Source organism: Leclercia sp. G3L (assembly GCF_021117075.1).
Classification (GTDB): domain Bacteria; phylum Pseudomonadota; class Gammaproteobacteria; order Enterobacterales; family Enterobacteriaceae; genus Enterobacter; species Enterobacter adecarboxylatus_C.
Genome location: NZ_CP088265.1, coordinates 3,778,867 through 3,793,165 on the forward strand (window position 1 = coordinate 3,778,867; position 14,299 = coordinate 3,793,165).

The 14,299-nt window shown below is 54.4% G+C and carries 21 protein-coding genes and 1 pseudogene; 4 read left to right on the plus strand and 18 right to left on the minus strand.

Going from position 1 to position 14,299, the window contains the following annotated elements; all coding sequences use genetic code 11:
* Window positions 1-33: 33 nt before the first annotated feature.
* Window positions 34-1,056, plus strand: coding sequence for an IS21-like element ISSen3 family transposase (gene istA / locus LRS40_RS19505; RefSeq protein ID WP_000627495.1), 1,023 nt, complete (start codon window positions 34-36; stop codon window positions 1,054-1,056).
* The gene (istB, locus tag LRS40_RS19510) at window positions 1,053-1,835 is read left to right on the plus strand and encodes an IS21-like element ISSen3 family helper ATPase IstB (protein ID WP_231312426.1); all 783 of its coding nucleotides are present in this window, start codon (window positions 1,053-1,055) and stop codon (window positions 1,833-1,835) included. The genes istA and istB overlap by 4 nt, the downstream gene beginning before the upstream one ends.
* Before the next feature lie 1,262 nt (window positions 1,836-3,097).
* Here istB and LRS40_RS19515 read toward each other — a convergent pair.
* The 8 genes from LRS40_RS19515 to LRS40_RS19550 are packed head-to-tail and all read right to left on the minus strand — an operon-like array spanning window position 3,098 to window position 6,547.
* Window positions 3,098-3,880 (minus strand): antitermination protein, encoded by a 783-nt coding sequence (locus LRS40_RS19515; RefSeq protein ID WP_231312427.1) that lies wholly within the window; start codon window positions 3,878-3,880, stop codon window positions 3,098-3,100.
* Window positions 3,877-4,017 carry a YlcG family protein gene (locus LRS40_RS19520; protein WP_103179505.1) on the minus strand — a complete coding sequence of 47 codons (141 nt, stop codon included), beginning with the start codon at window positions 4,015-4,017 and terminating at the stop codon, window positions 3,877-3,879. The genes LRS40_RS19515 and LRS40_RS19520 overlap by 4 nt, the downstream gene beginning before the upstream one ends.
* Window positions 4,014-4,820, minus strand: a complete 807-nt coding sequence (locus LRS40_RS19525) for an HNH endonuclease signature motif containing protein (RefSeq protein ID WP_231312428.1) — start codon at window positions 4,818-4,820, stop codon at window positions 4,014-4,016. The genes LRS40_RS19520 and LRS40_RS19525 overlap by 4 nt, the downstream gene beginning before the upstream one ends.
* Entirely contained in the window at window positions 4,817-5,179 is a 363-nt protein-coding gene (gene rusA / locus LRS40_RS19530; RefSeq protein WP_103179504.1) for a crossover junction endodeoxyribonuclease RusA, read from the minus strand. Before rusA ends, LRS40_RS19525 begins: the two co-directional genes overlap by 4 nt.
* Complete coding sequence (locus LRS40_RS19535; protein ID WP_103179503.1) at window positions 5,176-5,466, minus strand: DUF1364 domain-containing protein; 291 nt, start codon at window positions 5,464-5,466, stop codon at window positions 5,176-5,178. Before LRS40_RS19535 ends, rusA begins: the two co-directional genes overlap by 4 nt.
* Window positions 5,467-5,468: 2 nt before the next feature.
* Entirely contained in the window at window positions 5,469-5,669 is a 201-nt protein-coding gene (locus LRS40_RS19540; RefSeq protein WP_103179502.1) for a hypothetical protein, read from the minus strand.
* Between the two features lie 4 nt (window positions 5,670-5,673).
* Entirely contained in the window at window positions 5,674-6,273 is a 600-nt protein-coding gene (locus tag LRS40_RS19545; protein ID WP_231312429.1) for a DUF1367 family protein, read from the minus strand.
* Between the two features lie 34 nt (window positions 6,274-6,307).
* Complete coding sequence (locus LRS40_RS19550) at window positions 6,308-6,547, minus strand: hypothetical protein (protein WP_103179500.1); 240 nt, start codon at window positions 6,545-6,547, stop codon at window positions 6,308-6,310.
* 771 nt (window positions 6,548-7,318) lie between these two features.
* Here LRS40_RS19550 and LRS40_RS19555 point away from each other — a divergent pair.
* Entirely contained in the window at window positions 7,319-7,513 is a 195-nt protein-coding gene (locus LRS40_RS19555) for a hypothetical protein (protein ID WP_139156339.1), read from the plus strand.
* 68 nt (window positions 7,514-7,581) lie between these two features.
* On the opposite strand, the gene LRS40_RS19560 is transcribed toward LRS40_RS19555, so the two are convergent.
* The 10 genes and pseudogenes from LRS40_RS19560 to LRS40_RS19605 form a co-directional block, all read right to left on the minus strand.
* Window positions 7,582-9,426, minus strand: coding sequence for a DNA cytosine methyltransferase (locus LRS40_RS19560; RefSeq protein ID WP_370649967.1), 1,845 nt, complete (start codon window positions 9,424-9,426; stop codon window positions 7,582-7,584).
* Window positions 9,417-9,674, minus strand: coding sequence for a hypothetical protein (locus LRS40_RS19565; protein ID WP_103179497.1), 258 nt, complete (start codon window positions 9,672-9,674; stop codon window positions 9,417-9,419). Before LRS40_RS19565 ends, LRS40_RS19560 begins: the two co-directional genes overlap by 10 nt.
* Window positions 9,674-9,856, minus strand: a complete 183-nt coding sequence (locus LRS40_RS19570; protein WP_103179496.1) for a hypothetical protein — start codon at window positions 9,854-9,856, stop codon at window positions 9,674-9,676. The genes LRS40_RS19565 and LRS40_RS19570 overlap by 1 nt, the downstream gene beginning before the upstream one ends.
* Window positions 9,853-10,137, minus strand: a complete 285-nt coding sequence (locus LRS40_RS19575) for a hypothetical protein (RefSeq protein ID WP_231312431.1) — start codon at window positions 10,135-10,137, stop codon at window positions 9,853-9,855. Before LRS40_RS19575 ends, LRS40_RS19570 begins: the two co-directional genes overlap by 4 nt.
* Entirely contained in the window at window positions 10,134-10,643 is a 510-nt protein-coding gene (locus LRS40_RS19580) for a hypothetical protein (protein WP_103179495.1), read from the minus strand. Before LRS40_RS19580 ends, LRS40_RS19575 begins: the two co-directional genes overlap by 4 nt.
* Window positions 10,644-10,659: 16 nt before the next feature.
* Window positions 10,660-10,898: pseudogene (locus LRS40_RS19585) on the minus strand (DUF977 family protein); the annotation flags it as partial.
* 12 nt (window positions 10,899-10,910) lie between these two features.
* Window positions 10,911-11,600 (minus strand): replication protein P, encoded by a 690-nt coding sequence (locus tag LRS40_RS19590; RefSeq protein ID WP_103179493.1) that lies wholly within the window; start codon window positions 11,598-11,600, stop codon window positions 10,911-10,913.
* A complete protein-coding gene (locus tag LRS40_RS19595; protein ID WP_103181079.1) occupies window positions 11,584-12,570 on the minus strand; it encodes a replication protein in 987 nt (328 codons plus the stop codon). Before LRS40_RS19595 ends, LRS40_RS19590 begins: the two co-directional genes overlap by 17 nt.
* A gap of 184 nt (window positions 12,571-12,754) precedes the next feature.
* Window positions 12,755-13,309: a toxin YdaT family protein gene (locus LRS40_RS19600; protein WP_231312432.1), complete on the minus strand. Its 555-nt coding sequence runs from the start codon at window positions 13,307-13,309 to the stop codon at window positions 12,755-12,757.
* An 11-nt stretch (window positions 13,310-13,320) separates the two neighbouring features.
* Window positions 13,321-13,539 carry a YdaS family helix-turn-helix protein gene (locus LRS40_RS19605; protein WP_187799159.1) on the minus strand — a complete coding sequence of 73 codons (219 nt, stop codon included), beginning with the start codon at window positions 13,537-13,539 and terminating at the stop codon, window positions 13,321-13,323.
* 99 nt (window positions 13,540-13,638) lie between these two features.
* Here LRS40_RS19605 and LRS40_RS19610 point away from each other — a divergent pair, with 99 nt between their 5' ends.
* Window positions 13,639-14,031 carry a helix-turn-helix domain-containing protein gene (locus LRS40_RS19610; RefSeq protein WP_231312433.1) on the plus strand — a complete coding sequence of 131 codons (393 nt, stop codon included), beginning with the start codon at window positions 13,639-13,641 and terminating at the stop codon, window positions 14,029-14,031.
* The last annotated feature ends 268 nt before the right edge of the window (window positions 14,032-14,299 follow it).

Below are 14,299 nucleotides of genomic sequence, written 5' to 3' on the forward strand. Positions count from 1 at the left end.
GGTTAATCTGCTCCTCTGAATACAGGGGAGCTTATGATCACTTTTGAGATTCGTATGGAAATTAAAGTCCTGCACAAGCGGGGAATGAGTATCCGGGCCATTGCCAGGGAGCTGGGTATTTCGCGCAATACTGTCCGCAGCCACCTGAAAGCCAAATCTGAAAAGCCGCAGTATTCACCACGCCCGGCACCATCATCACTGCTCGATGAATACCGTGATTACATCTCTAAGCGGATCAGCGATGCGCATCCCTACAAAATCCCGGCGACCGTTATTGCCAGGGAAATCATGGAGCTGGGCTATCGTGGAGGGCTTACTATCCTGAGAGAGTTCATCCGTAAACAGACCCTGCCAGCACAGGCAGAACCGGTCGTTCGCTTCGAAACCGAGCCCGGACGGCAGATGCAGGTTGACTGGGGGACCATGCGAAACGGCAAGTCACCCCTGCATGTGTTCGTCGCTGTTCTGGGATACAGCAGAATGCTTTACATCGAGTTCACCGACAACATGCGCTACGACACGCTGGAAGCCTGTCACCGCAATGCGTTCAGCTTCTTCGGCGGTGTACCGCAGGAAGTCCTGTACGACAATATGAAAACGGTGGTGCTGCAGCGTGATGCTTACCAGACCGGGCAGCACCGGTTCCATCCTTCCCTGTGGCAGTTCGGCAAAGAGATGGGCTTCTCTCCCCGCCTGTGCCGTCCCTTCAGGGCGCAGACTAAAGGCAAGGTGGAGAGGATGGTGCAGTACGCCCGCAACAGCTTCTATATCCCGTTAATGACACGCCTGCGTCCGATGGGGATCACCGTCGATGTTGAAACCGCAAACCGTTACGGCCTGCGCTGGCTGTACGATGTGGCCAATCAACGTAAGCATGAAACTATCCAGACCCGCCCCTGCGATCGCTGGGTGGAGGAACAGCAATCCATGCTGGCACTGCCACCGGAGAAAAAACAGTATGACGTGCAGGTTGATGAAAGCCTGATGACCTTCGACAGGCAGCCGTTGCATCATCCGCTCTCCATCTATGACACGTTCTGCAGAGGAGCCGCATGATGGTCGAACTGCAACATCAACGGCTGATGGTGCTTGCCGAACAGCTCCAGCTGGACAGTCTTATCAGCGCAGCGCCGGCGCTGTCGCAACAGGCGGTGGATCAGGAATGGAGCTACATGGACTTCCTGGAGCACCTGTTACATGAGGAGAAACTGGCCCGGCATCAGCGTAAACAGGCGATGTACACGCGGATGGCAGCCTTCCCGGCGGTAAAGACGTTCGAGGAGTACGACTTCACCTTCGCCACCGGCGCTCCTCAGAAGCAAATCCAGTCGCTGCGATCCCTGAGCTTCATAGAGCGTAACGAAAACATCGTGTTGCTGGGGCCATCGGGCGTGGGAAAAACGCATCTGGCGATAGCCATGGGCTACGAAGCAGTACGGGCGGGCATCAAGGTTCGCTTCACAACAGCAGCGGACCTGCTGCTACAGCTGTCCACTTCACAGCGTCAGGGCCGTTACAAAACGACTCTCAATCGTGGTGTCATGGCCCCGAAGCTGCTTATCATCGATGAAATAGGTTATCTGCCGTTCAGTCAGGAGGAAGCCAAGCTGTTCTTCCAGGTCATCGCCAAACGTTACGAGAAGAGCGCGATGATCCTGACCTCCAACCTGCCGTTCGGGCAGTGGGATCAGACGTTCGCCGGTGATGCAGCGCTGACATCGGCGATGCTGGACCGGATCTTACATCACTCACACGTCGTGCAAATAAAAGGGGAAAGCTATCGACTGAAGCAGAAACGAAAGGCCGGGGTTATCGCTGAAGCTAATCCTGAGTAAACAAGGTGGATCAATATTAAACCGTTGGTGGTGGCGGTAAGTGGATCACTTTTTACCCGTTGTTGACATCCATAATCATTGTCCTCTGCAAGCTCTGACAGAACTCATCAAGATGACATTATCTGATATGTAAACCGGAATCCAGGGTTGCTGTGCGCCACATAACTTACATCAGGGCCGGACAAAGAAGTGCATGAGTGGGTGTGATGCCGGGTGCCTCCCGGTGACTCTGCGCCAGACCACAGAACCGCGTTCTACTCACCTGCCAGTCTAGTCGCCCCGCCGCATAGGGGGATTCATCACAGGCACAGCCTAGTCTTCTTCCTGCCATAAAGCTATTTATATCTGTATATTTATTCAGTATGAACAAAAAGACCAGCAGTGCTGTGCTGGTTAGGGTCAGGTAAAACAAAAAGGCCGCCAATCGTCAGCCTTAAAAACTGTGGTAATGGAACTGTAGTGCCGGGTGCCTCCCGGTGACTCTGCGCCAGACCACAGAACCGCGTTCTACTCACCTGCCAGTCTAGTCGCCCCGCCGCATAGGGGGATTCATCACAGGCACAGCCTAGTCTTCTTCCTGCCATAAAGCTATTTATATCTGTATATTTATTCAGTATGAACAAAAAGACCAGCAGTGCTGTGCTGGTTAGGGTCAGGTAAAACAAAAAGGCCGCCAATCGGCAGCCTTAAAAACTGTGGTAATGGAACTGTAGTGCCGGGTGCCTCCCGGTGACTCTATGCTAGACCACAGAATCGCGTCATTCACCTCCCAGTCTAGTCGCCCCACCGCTTAGGGGGATTCACCACAGGCGCAGCCTAATCGCTTTCCTGCGATAAAGCTAACTTTATCTGTTTATTTATTCGGTATGAACGAAAAAGACCGGCGATACTATGAAGACCAGAATCATGTAAAACAAAAAGGCCGTCAATCGACAGCCTTAGAAATAGAAGATAATGAGGTTGTGGTGCCGGGTGCCTCCCGGTGACCCTGCGCTAGACCGCAGAACCGCGTTTTACAAACCCGACTCGTTTTGCCTAGTCGCCCCACCGCTAAGGGGGATTCACCACCCGGGCACTCTACGTTGCTTGCATGTTAAAAGATATATTTAACTTACAAGTTACTTAATAATAAAAAACCCCGCCGTAGCGAGGTTCATAATTTTTAACTCTGGACATATAAAGCCCATCGTTAGTAAGAAATTAACACAGATTCCGGAAAAGTAAATAGCCCTCGCTTGAAACGTAAGCTATTTCCGTGAGCGCTATCGCGTTATCTGTTTCAGCTGCGCCTCTGCCCACGCCTCTTCAATGTCGAATTTAGTGATCAACTGGTCGTAGAACCGCTTAACCGACTTTTCCCAAGTAGCAACAGAGATCGCATCGGTAATCTGGCAAACAGCCGCATGTGCCTCAGTCGAAGGGATCCGCTCGTACCCTCTCCCGCCGCAGCGCTTGCAGTCGGCCAGAACCGGAACACCCTGCTGATCGGTCAGTTCTTTGCTTACCGCTTTACCGCGCCCCCGGCAGTCGCTGCATGCCGCGCTGACCTGGCCTGCGCCATTGCATTTTTTGCAGAGCACCTTAACGGTCTCTTGAACCTTCACCATGCCGGCCACGGTCATCTTGCCTTCCGGCTTGCGGTATTTATTGGTGAAGACGTCGGCCAGAATGAAGCCGGCCCCGGCACAGCAATCACACTGCTTAACGCTGGCTGCGCTGCGGGAATAATCCTCAAAGGCGAAGGCTGCCAGCTGGCGCATCACCAGTGGTTTAACTCCGGCTTCCAGTTTGCGCAGTGCGGCAACCTTATCGCATTTGGTCAGCGCGTACTCGGCCAGCAGCGCGATCGCCCTCTCCCGGTCGTTGTTGCTGATCCCCATCTTTCCGAGGAAAGCACTGTACCCCATGGCGGCGCGTTCCTGCGTCATGCCCATGGCAGCCATGATATCTGTGCCGGTGAGCGAGTCTGAACCAGTGGCGCGCGGGGAGTCGCTGATCATTGTGGACTTTGCGAAGTGGTATTTCACGGTGTTTTCGAGGTTCATGCTACGGCTCCTGCCACCTGGTAAATGCGAATAAAGTTACGAAGAATGCGGTAGTCCACCAGCACCGTTCCCGGGCGGCGGTAAATGCGAAGACGCTTCCAGCGCAGGCGAAGTAGTGCGATCAGTTCTGGTTTCATGCGGCCACCTGCTTTTTCAGTTCTTTGAGTTTTTTCTTCCCTGTCCTGGATGCAGGCTTGAACAAGCAATCGAAGGCCGACATACCCGCCCTTGCCCTGCTACGAATGGTTCCGTCTGTAAGGGACACTCTTGGGTCATTAGCCCATTCAGAAGGGGTTTTCGTTTCCCCATCCCATTCGATAGCGATGCTGTTTTTCCTCGTGTATTTGGGTGGGGTTGGCGGCTTAACCGGCACGTTACCGTTATGGGTTATCTTCGGCGCAAAAAGGCAGTCAAAATCAGTCATCCCCCGCTTCTTACGGCGGACAATGGTGCCATTGCTTACGCTTATTCTTGGATCTCTTGCCCATTCATTTGCCGTCTTAGTTTCACCAAGGTATGTGACCGCTATGGCATCTTTTCTGGTGTGCGCTGGCGGACTGCTTCTGCGCGTATTGCAAGTCCCACAAAGTGGCCTTAGGTTCGATTCGTCATTGTTCGTAACCACTTCATCGATATGGTCTATATGTACAATTTTCCAGTTAAGGCCTTTCCCGCAAAGCTCGCAATCAGGAAGGCTTTCTCCGTACTTTGCGTAAATAACCGCTCGATGCTCGTAGACTGCACCATTTGCCATTGCTAGCGGATGACCAGGGCGGTGAAGCATTTGATAGCCCTTATCGTTTTGAGACCGATCTTTCCTTTTCCCCGATTTGATGAGGTCGTAAGTCCCATACCGCATCATCCGGAAATAGTGCTTTTGGCATACGCACTGCTGAATGTATGTGGCTTCTCGTTCGCAACCATCTACTTTGCACTTCATGCAGCCTCCAGCTCAGTAACAGTCAGTTCTAGTTTTCCGCCTTTGACGATCGGCATGCGTTTAACGCGGTAGTCTTCGACCAGTTGATCGTCTTCCCAGAACCCGGCTTTAGTCAGCGCATCGAATGCCGCCTTCTGCAGGTTGTCCAGATCGCGGCGGCGGCGGTCAGGCATATGGCACTCAATGCAGATCTTTACCGGGGATGTGATGCCGATATCCAGCATCTCGTCTTTGATGATCTGGGCTACGCGGTCTCGGTAGGCCTGCCCTTCTGTGCTGATGTGGGTTCGCCCGCGATTGTGCCGGTAATAGCGGTTGTTGCTTGGAGGCCACGGCAGGCTGATTCGATATTCGCTCATGCTTTTACTTTTCCCTCTTTCAACCAGATAACCTGCGTGCGGGCCATGCCTTCCAGCGCGCACCCCTTTGCATAATCCGCATCAACCAGGTGGGTGCGGCGGTCTATTTCGTCGTGACAGTTGCTGCATGCGATGGTGGCGATCAGGTCAGGCGGCTTAAGGCCGGTGCCGCACAGCCCAGCCAGGCGGATATGCGCCAGAATGGACGTTTCGGGGTTGCCATTGCACACACCGGGGATACGCACCTGGCATTCACGTCCGCGTGCTTCTTTGCGTAAATCAGCCATGCTCACCCCCAGACCTTTTGGCGGAACGTACGCGGCGTGGACTCGAGGTACGTAACCTCCTGCCGCTCTACGCTGACGGTCCAGGTGAGGTAATCAGGATTGAGGCTGCGCTTAACGGCTACGCCGCGGCGCTGGTACTGCCGCTGAAGTTCATCGGCCTGCTCGGTTGTGCATTCCGTGTAGTGGAACCATGATTTCGCCATCTGGTCAGCTCCCGAAGCTCATCAGCTGCGCGGCGGCGTTCTCAGCCTCGCGCTGATCCCTGAATGCCCGGGACAATATCCAGCGCCACAGAACATCGAGCGCGGCCCTGTAGAGCTGCTGAAACTCGGTCTCGTCCATATTGGCAAAGGCGATACTGCGGGGGTGTTTGCGGAGGGTGCCGTCAGGCAGCTGGATGGTGTCGTAGTGGCCGGATTCGATGGTGACCCAGGCGCGATACGCGTCGAAGGATTTGCACAGGCTGATGCCATTGGTGATGCGGCGGCTGCCCACCTGCTCGAGATATTGCTCGGCAGCATCCAGCAACGCGGTTTCACTCCCACCGAACGAAGCCAGATATTTGGCGTAGCCGGTCACCAGCTTGCGTTCGTTGGAGGAGATAGCCCCGCCGGTTGGCTCCCAGTATTCGAAGCCGAGATTCAGCAGAGCGAAGAAGCGACGGTGGAAGGCCGGGTTACGGACCTGTTTGAAGTCGGCCACCAGCACGGCGCCGAGCTTGATTTTTGATTGCAGTAATTCGCTGGTCTCCGGCGATGCGGGGATCAGGGTTCCTGCAGAATTCTTGATGAGTTGTAACTGCGCCATGGTGTTCTCCGTGGCGCATCAGGTCAACGGGTGTTCAGTCCGTTGATATCATAATATCAGAGGGTTGATTGACGCGGTAGCCGAGGCGGCGAAGAAAACGGGTTCCGGACGACAGATTGAAGATCCCTTCGTCCTCCAGCAGCGGGCGGCACGACACCAGACCATTCCTGGTGTAGACGAGACATCGGCTTTCAAACGGCATAGATCCAATAAGCTTGCCGTCTGAACGCCTGATAATGTCGTACCAGTCACCCTGCTCCTGCTTTTCTTTCACATCGACCTCCTCACTTTGCTATCACCAAATACCCTCTCCCGGCGGGGAGAACTCCACTCCACAGAGCCAAAATACCAAATGGCGCAAATTTCCTAATAGGTTCGCCGGAAGAAAAATTCATTTTTCTCTGTAGCATCTTAACCATACAACAAAATACTGTATGTATAAACAGTATTTATTCGTTTGGCTTAAGTATGCACATGAAATACATGCCTGTGCAAGTCCATTCATCTTATTGATTTAAATAAATTTTTACGCTACTTCCGTGTAAAAACCGACCTTATTTTTTAACACTTTGGCGGCACAGAGAGCACCGGGGTAAATACCTGATTAAAAAACTCTCACCTCCTCTGGGCGAGGGGTGAAGCAGCTTTTATGGATAATTTAATGGGGTGACACTTTTTGTCAGGTTGATAATTTGTTGCCGGTCGCCGGTTATTAACTGATCGATTTAATAGATCAATATTCTTGTATCGATCGGTATTATCGATCATGTGCAAATCACCTATGCGCCGGGCGCGAAAAAGGCCTCCGGAGAGGCCCTGGCCGTCGATATGGGGATTCCCATATTGTTTGTATGGGAAGTTGTGCGCTCGAGCGAAATGGTTGCCCCACCAAAACTGGTGAATTGAATATATGAGTAGATTTATTTAATGTGCGTTTCACGTCTATGGAAAGTACAGCAAATGATAAAAGCCAAGTGCTAAATGGAACTACATAAAAACTATAAGAAATTGCGCGTCAACGGTTTCCTTCATTAAAGGTGTTAACATGTCTCAAGAGCCCACTGTAAGCCAATTTATTTGTGGCATTATTCTTTTTGTTATCGCTGCTATTCCGCTTGCAGGTATCGGAATAGCTATGCTGGTGATGGCGGAAGGGATAGAACGTTGGTCTGGTCTTATGTTCTTAGCTTTGTCTTTTGGCATTTGCCAAAGTATCTGGAGAAGGTTCTCTGGCAAATAAGGACAATTGATTCGCCGGGCAATGCCCGGCGTTTTCAAGTTGAAATAAGTCCTCTATTAATATTATCTTTAAGCAGCCCACTCCCGTTGTTCGCACATCTCCGGCAAATTCACCCTTACCAGCGCTTCAGCGAACGGCGGCGGCACGGCGTTGCCGCAGCGGGCCACCTGCTTATCCTTCGCGTACTTCACGCCGCGGTAGTCCTGGTCGATGATGTACCACTCCGGAAAGCCCTGGGCGCGGTACAGTTCCGCTGGCTGCAGCATGCGCATGCCGATATCCACGATGCGATACACCACGCCATCCACAGTCACCAGCCCGTCAGAATCCACGCCGCAATACTCCCGCAGGAATGCCAGCACCTGCGCCGCGCGCTGCTCGTCATAGCCACCCGTCGCCAGGCTGGTTTCAACATTCCCGACATGCAGGCCGCCCGCGGTTAACCCCGGCGCTGGCGCATCAACCACCCGGCCATCCCGGCAGGTCCCGCGCAGCATTACCAGGTGCGACGTGACCGCAGCGTGGTGATTACCCGTTGTGACAGTATGAGCAGGTTGGTCAGCAGCACCGCCAGGGTGCCCAGTGTTATTAACCATCAGGTGCGCAGCGACAACGGCGTGATGATCGGTGGTGACCGTGTGGACCGGTTCGTCCAAAGCCACGCCAGCGCCCTGGTAGTTCCCGCCGAAGTGCTTAACCAGATTAGCAGCCACCAACCCGAACTTGCCGCCACCGGCGGTGATCGTGGCGCTCGGTTCGTCAGCGCGATGTCCAATGCTGGCACCGAATTGCCGGGCGATGACCGGCGCTACAACACATGCCCGTGACTCTTTCAGGATGGTATGCATGGGTTTATCCAGCGGTCGTGGCTTCGCCTGGTACTCACTGCCTCCGCTACCCGCCAGGAACGGTGTTACCGTCGGTACCGCGATCGCATAGCCGTGCGTTTTTGTGATGGTCTGCAGCGGTTCCGCCAGCGACTGTCCGCGGAAGCAGTCGTATTTCCCTTTCGTCGTGGTGTGGTTGCACTTCACGATAAACGGCGAGGCGCTATCAATCACGAAGCGCTGGATGCCGCGCGCGATACGCTTAAGCGTGTTCTCCGCCAGCGGCTTCTTACGGTCGAAGATGGACTGTGCCGGAATAGACCAGTCGATACATTCCGCCGCGGTACGCCATGGCGCCAGCTTGCCACCCTGCACTGCTGGCGTTTTCGGATCCCCGTGGGTCGGCACCGGCCAGGTCACCGGCACGCCGTCGCAGCGCATTACCATGAAGAACCGCTTCCGGATGGTCGGCGCGCCAAAGTCGCAGGCACGCAGCTCTCGGTGATCAACGGCATAACCAAGCCCGGCCACCAGCTGCTGCGCCAGCTCGCCGTCGGCGGCAATGCCCAGGAACTCGCAGCACTCCGCCAGCGCCGGATGCCCGGCGGGGATACCGCCTGAGAGCATGCCGCAGAACGCCTCGAAAGTTTCTCCGGCGCGGTCAGGATCCGGGCGCTGACCGGCGTCAGCCGATACGATAAGCGGCCCCCACGTTTTGAACTCCTCCACGTTCTCCAGCATCATCACTCGTGGCCGTACCGCCAGCGCCCAGCGAATGACGATCCACGCCAGCCCGCGAATCTCTTTCTCCACCGGCTTTGAGCCTTTGGCCTTCGAGAAGTGGCGACAGTCCGGTGAGAACCACGCCAGCCCCACCGGGCGACTAGCGGTCGCCACCAGGGGGTTTACATCAAAAACGGATTCGCAGTAGTGCAGCGTGTCCGGGTGGTTGGTGGTGTGCATCGCCACGGCGTTGGGGTCGTGGTTGATGGCAATGTCCACGCTGCGGCCGATCGCCAGCTCAATGCCCGTACTCGCCCCGCCGCCGCCGGCAAAGTTATCAACGATGATTTCTCTCACGCGTATTCCTCCATGGCGGCAGCCAGCGACCGGGCCGCAGTAACGATGGCCGGTACCGGCATTTTCTCCAGCCACATGCGGTTGATGTGATGCTTCAGGCGGCGCTGGTGATGCGCCGGGAGATCCCCGGCGTTTTCAATCTGGCCGTAAACCATGCCCACTTCGGCAGGCCAGACGGTTTCGGCGACATCCACCAACAGCAGGCTTTCCAGTTGGACGATCCGCTTTGTCGCGTATTGCAGCATCTGCTCCATCAGTTCACCTCAACGCATTTGATGTTGTTGATACGCGGTGACGTTTCATTCCAGGAGCGTTCCCGGTCTGCAACGGCTAGCGCTTTTATGGCCGCCTGGCACTGAGCCATGCTCTCCATCGGTTCGACCTGCATGTTCATGCTCTGGCTTGATAAAACCATAATCAGGAAGACGTAGCTCATTGGGCTGCCTCCCCAGCAGGCATCAGTGCCTCACGCACACATGGTTTGTAGTAGTGATTGAAAGCGAATCTCAGCCCGAGTTTGGTCGGCATTTCTTGCTTACCAAGCAACTTAAGATGTTTGCAGATAGTGGTTGCAGTCCATCCTGAGTGATACCCTGCTGCACGTTTCAGGACCGTTTCAGCGAGGATGGTGCGGAAGTCATCGCGCCCGAAGTTGGTATTCTTGAAAGCGGCATTGATCACCTCATCGGTCAGGTTTGCGACGATAGCGTTGCTCATTGGGATGCTCCCAAGCGAAGTTGTTCGGCGAACTCTGCAACCGCATCCGACAGCGAGCGGTAATAAGCTTTTGACTCAACAAACACTGAGTTTTCTTCACCGCAGAAATCGATGAAACCCTCTGCCCCCTGCGCCCGCACTTCAGCCAGGAAGGCGTCGGTCTGTTTGAAAGGATTCTCGGCGTTTACGTCCCGCGATACGTAGGTGTTGATTTCAGAGACATAATCCAATGGAACTCCAGCCATCATGCAGTCTTCACCTTCGGACAAATATTCCAGGTGGTTTTCACTGATGTCGGTGAGCAGGCGCAGCATCTTGCCGTTCTCCGCACCCAGTTGATCGCGCTGGGCGCGCGTGGCATGCAGCGCCGCGGTGGTGCAGTCCAGGCGTTCGGCCAGGCGCGAAACAATCTTCGCGATGTCCATGATTGGCGTGTCGCTGCTCAGCGCCTTCGCCAGGTGATGACCAACGGCCACCAGCTCTTTGTTGCTCAGTGAATCACTCATGGGATGCTCCTCGGTGCGTATAACGTTCCATGTCAAAGTCGATAACTGCCCGCTGGTCGCGGAAGACGCCGCTGCGCCCGTGGCGGATAAGATGGCCCTGCTCTATGGCAGCCCGAATGTATTTCTCGGCAGTAGTGCGATGCAGGCCGAACATGGCGGCGATATCGTTAGTCGTTGCGCGGCCATGCTTTTTCACCAGCTCGATAATCCAGGCGATGAACAGGGTGCGCTCGCTATGGTTTTAGGTTTAGCCATAGGGATCTCCTGTTAAATCAGACCAGCGGCTTTGCGCTGCGCATATTGGGCTTTCAGCATTTCTGCTGGCGTGGGTCCGCTGGCCTTGGCCGGAGCGGCGATAGCGCGGCGGATCGGCGGTACCGGCTTACCTGCTGCAACGCGCTCTTCCCATCCAGCCAGGACCTTGCCGGCGGCCTGGCGCATCTCGCTCTCGGTCATCTGGCGATCGGTACTCTGGCGGCGCAGCTCAATGCAGATGTGATACAGAACTGGTGCTGGCCATGGGTACTGCTCGCTGGTCGGGAACCGGAAGACCAGGCGGCGCCATTTCCAGTACTCAGTCATCACGTCATCAACGCTGAACCCGAGCAGGCAGCGCCCCTCTTTGCACCAAGCAACAAACTGACCGGGTGACGGCAGGAATGGCTTCTCCTGGCGGCGGGCAATCCGCATGCCTGCGGCCACCTGTGCCATGGTAGTGATCCCGTTCTCCTGAAATGCCATCACCCACTGGCGGCGCAGTTCGTTGAACTCGCTCTGCTCACGGAAAGCAGCCATTGCTGCCGGAAATGCAGCACGCAGCGCGCTGAACAGGGAGTTGAAGATTTCAGCCGTCTGCTCAACCTGCGGGCGTTCTGCCGGGGCTTCAGGCATGTTATGGGCGATGCGGCGAAAGCTTTCGCGATCGCAGTTCGCCAGCTGCTCAGATAGTCTTTCCATCGAACACCTCGTTGATCCAGTCTGTATTGTTGAAGTCGATGCCCTGGGCTGCTGGCCGGACCCCGGATGGGTTGTTCAGGCGTTTGGTGCTTAGCTGGTCCCACTGCTTTCGCAGGCTGGATGGGCTCAGGATGTTGGTCTTCCAGAAGCTATCCTTGCTGACCCACTTGAGTAGCTCGCAAATTTCGTAGTGAGTGCGGTTGTCCTGCTGGCGCATCAGACGGATGGTATTGGCCCACTCAACCCATTTCGGCTCACTGAGGCTTGGGTTGACCGTCAGCAGCTGGGCATAAATCCAACGGGCTGCTTTCAGGTCATCAGCCGTTCCCCATGATTTACCGGAGGGGGTGTAAATTCCGTCTACGGCTTCAGGATGGCGAGAAAGAAATTTTTCGATCGCTTCGTTTCGGGATTCGGCAGAATTCCGGGACGAGGATCTTTTAATATTTATATTGTTGTTATTACCTTGTTGTTCATGATGCGCGGCGAATTGCGCGGCCTCATGCGCGGCTAAATGCGCGGCATCACTACCGGAAGCACCGCCGTTGCTGGGTTCCTCATGCGCGGCGTAATGCTCGCCGTTATGCTCGGCCAAATGCGCGGGTAAATTGTCCATTTTTTGAGCATAAAGCATGTAATTTGTGATGGTTATCACGGTGCCTTTTCGCTTCTCTCCCGCAGTAGAAATCATCCCTTCCTTGACGAAAAGTGCCAGCATTCTCTCCACTGCGTGACGGCTTGTTGGCTCCCCTGCCCGATCACATAATTTCAGCCCGAGATCGGCTGACGTGGTCACCAGTTGTCCGGTTTGCAGCGGCCACTGACGGCCTTTAAAGTTTGCCGTATAAGGCTGACGGGCAGCGCCCAACAGAAGGTTTTCCCACAGCGTGCGCAGGAACACATCTTTCGCCCAGGGCTTCTTCAATACACTCCGGTACAACGGGATGAATCCGGTCTTCTGGTTCTCCATCCGGTTGCTCCTGACGGCACTGCGTGCCGCAAAATCGGCGTAAGCGACATTCGACATGGCTATGCCCCTTTCGCCTGGTGTTTTGTACATGCATTTGCCATAATGACCTCGCATTTACGTCCCGTATTTGCATCAGAAAGCCGTTGGTGTTCGAGCACCGCGGCTTTCGCCTTTTTAGATCCCGTCATACAGCCCCCAGCATCGTTGTAACCATGGCCATCAATGGCGCCACAGAGTCCGGGCCATCCAGGTAGAAGCTGGCGACAATCTTTTCGCTGATCTCCTTCAGCCGAACCTGCTTTGGCGCTTTGAGCATGACGGCCTGAGTAGCCTCGGCGTCTTCCTTCACCGTTCTGGCAATTCGAAGCGCAACATCATCGAGCTGAACAACGCGATCGCGATACGCCAGGGGTAACGCAGAGATAATCGCTGGCGCCAGCAGCTCTACGTTCGCCCGATATGCTGCCGAGTTCTCTTTGTTGTCCAACCAGCGAAACATCTTTACGTTCCAAACGCCCGGCTGAACATTGAGATCAATCCCTTCAATCGCCAGCTCTTCTGCCGCTTCTTTGATTTGCAACGCAACGACCAGGCGCCCCTCATCTGCCGCCCAAGCTCGGACGGCTGCGCATAAATTACGGTGGTCAACGTTACCAGTTGTCTCTTCACTGGAGTGATACTGGAATATCAGGCGATCTGTCGGTGCTCTGTTATTCTGTTGAAAAGAAAGTGTTTGCATGATCAATGCTCCTACTTTGGTAAACCGTCGGTGGGGTTCGGGTAGATATCGGGGCGCAGTTCATGGGGAGTGACGCCGGTGACTGCATAAATTTGCAGGACGCGATCTGCAGGAACGACACCTCGATAGCGGTTCCGCCAATGGCTGACAGTCATGGCGCTTACGGTTAGTAATTCGGCTAAGCGGGTGGCGGTTCCTGCTTTGGTAATGGCTTTATCAATAGCTTTCATAATTAGCTCCAGTGGCAACGACTCAATTAAACAAAATGTTTATAGATAAGTCAACATTTTGAATATTGAGCTAATAAACTTTTGGTTTAGAATTCGTCCATGAAAGAAAAAACTCATCAGATTAACCACCCACAAGTTCAAAGACTTAATGAGGTCCTTGAGCTTAAGAACTTGACTAAGTCAGACATGGCCCGCATTTGTGGCGTCAGTGCTCAGTCGGTCAATAACTGGTTCGTTCGTGGGACGATTGGGAAAAGTTCAGCCATAAAGCTGGCGGATGCGCTTGGGGTTAGCCTTGAGTGGATTCTTGGCCAGGATGTTGGTGAGAAAGACGGACTTAAGCCAGACGAACAACGCCTGCTAGAGCTCTATCGCCAGCTGCCGGAAGAAGAGCAGCAGAACATGCTCCGCATCTTCGCGATCCGCCTGAAGGAGCTAGATGAGTTGTATGAGCGGTACATGAAAGGTCGGATCCGGTCGCAAGGAGATTGAGATAATTACTTATTGTTAGCGATCTCCTCTGATTTACGGTAACCGCAAGATCATCGTTGTGGCTATGGAGACGACGCGGCTACTGGTTCGAAAGGCTATATATTCTGGTCGGCACATAGCTGGTGATAGCGGGTTGAGAACATTTTTGAACTAGTGTGGTGGCGGGGCGGCCTGAGTTTTGTGGTGGCAGATTTTGAAGATTTACATAAAGCGCGAACATTCTTACGGTTCATGCCGTACCTATATTTCACAGGAATTTAGAGGATAT

What these genes read in the sequence shown, in the direction of transcription:
- LRS40_RS19575 (WP_231312431.1), bottom strand. Translation starts at nt 10,137, where the DNA reads ATGAGCAACGCTATCGTCGCAAACCTGACCGATGAGGTGATCAATGCC.
- LRS40_RS19600 (WP_231312432.1), bottom strand. Translation starts at nt 13,309, where the DNA reads ATGCAAACACTTTCTTTTCAACAGAATAACAGAGCACCGACAGATCGC.
- istB (WP_231312426.1), top strand. Translation starts at nt 1,053, where the DNA reads ATGATGGTCGAACTGCAACATCAACGGCTGATGGTGCTTGCCGAACAG.
- LRS40_RS19535 (WP_103179503.1), bottom strand. Translation starts at nt 5,466, where the DNA reads ATGGCTGATTTACGCAAAGAAGCACGCGGACGTGAATGCCAGGTGCGT.
- LRS40_RS19605 (WP_187799159.1), bottom strand. Translation starts at nt 13,539, where the DNA reads ATGAAAGCTATTGATAAAGCCATTACCAAAGCAGGAACCGCCACCCGC.
- LRS40_RS19570 (WP_103179496.1), bottom strand. Translation starts at nt 9,856, where the DNA reads ATGAGCTACGTCTTCCTGATTATGGTTTTATCAAGCCAGAGCATGAAC.
- LRS40_RS19565 (WP_103179497.1), bottom strand. Translation starts at nt 9,674, where the DNA reads ATGGAGCAGATGCTGCAATACGCGACAAAGCGGATCGTCCAACTGGAA.
- istA (WP_000627495.1), top strand. Translation starts at nt 34, where the DNA reads ATGATCACTTTTGAGATTCGTATGGAAATTAAAGTCCTGCACAAGCGG.
- LRS40_RS19515 (WP_231312427.1), bottom strand. Translation starts at nt 3,880, where the DNA reads ATGAACCTCGAAAACACCGTGAAATACCACTTCGCAAAGTCCACAATG.
- LRS40_RS19540 (WP_103179502.1), bottom strand. Translation starts at nt 5,669, where the DNA reads ATGGCGAAATCATGGTTCCACTACACGGAATGCACAACCGAGCAGGCC.
- LRS40_RS19595 (WP_103181079.1), bottom strand. Translation starts at nt 12,570, where the DNA reads ATGGAGAACCAGAAGACCGGATTCATCCCGTTGTACCGGAGTGTATTG.
- LRS40_RS19580 (WP_103179495.1), bottom strand. Translation starts at nt 10,643, where the DNA reads ATGAGTGATTCACTGAGCAACAAAGAGCTGGTGGCCGTTGGTCATCAC.
- rusA (WP_103179504.1), bottom strand. Translation starts at nt 5,179, where the DNA reads ATGAGCGAATATCGAATCAGCCTGCCGTGGCCTCCAAGCAACAACCGC.
- LRS40_RS19555 (WP_139156339.1), top strand. Translation starts at nt 7,319, where the DNA reads ATGTCTCAAGAGCCCACTGTAAGCCAATTTATTTGTGGCATTATTCTT.
- LRS40_RS19610 (WP_231312433.1), top strand. Translation starts at nt 13,639, where the DNA reads ATGAAAGAAAAAACTCATCAGATTAACCACCCACAAGTTCAAAGACTT.
- LRS40_RS19520 (WP_103179505.1), bottom strand. Translation starts at nt 4,017, where the DNA reads ATGAAACCAGAACTGATCGCACTACTTCGCCTGCGCTGGAAGCGTCTT.
- LRS40_RS19590 (WP_103179493.1), bottom strand. Translation starts at nt 11,600, where the DNA reads ATGGAAAGACTATCTGAGCAGCTGGCGAACTGCGATCGCGAAAGCTTT.
- LRS40_RS19545 (WP_231312429.1), bottom strand. Translation starts at nt 6,273, where the DNA reads ATGGCGCAGTTACAACTCATCAAGAATTCTGCAGGAACCCTGATCCCC.
- LRS40_RS19525 (WP_231312428.1), bottom strand. Translation starts at nt 4,820, where the DNA reads ATGAAGTGCAAAGTAGATGGTTGCGAACGAGAAGCCACATACATTCAG.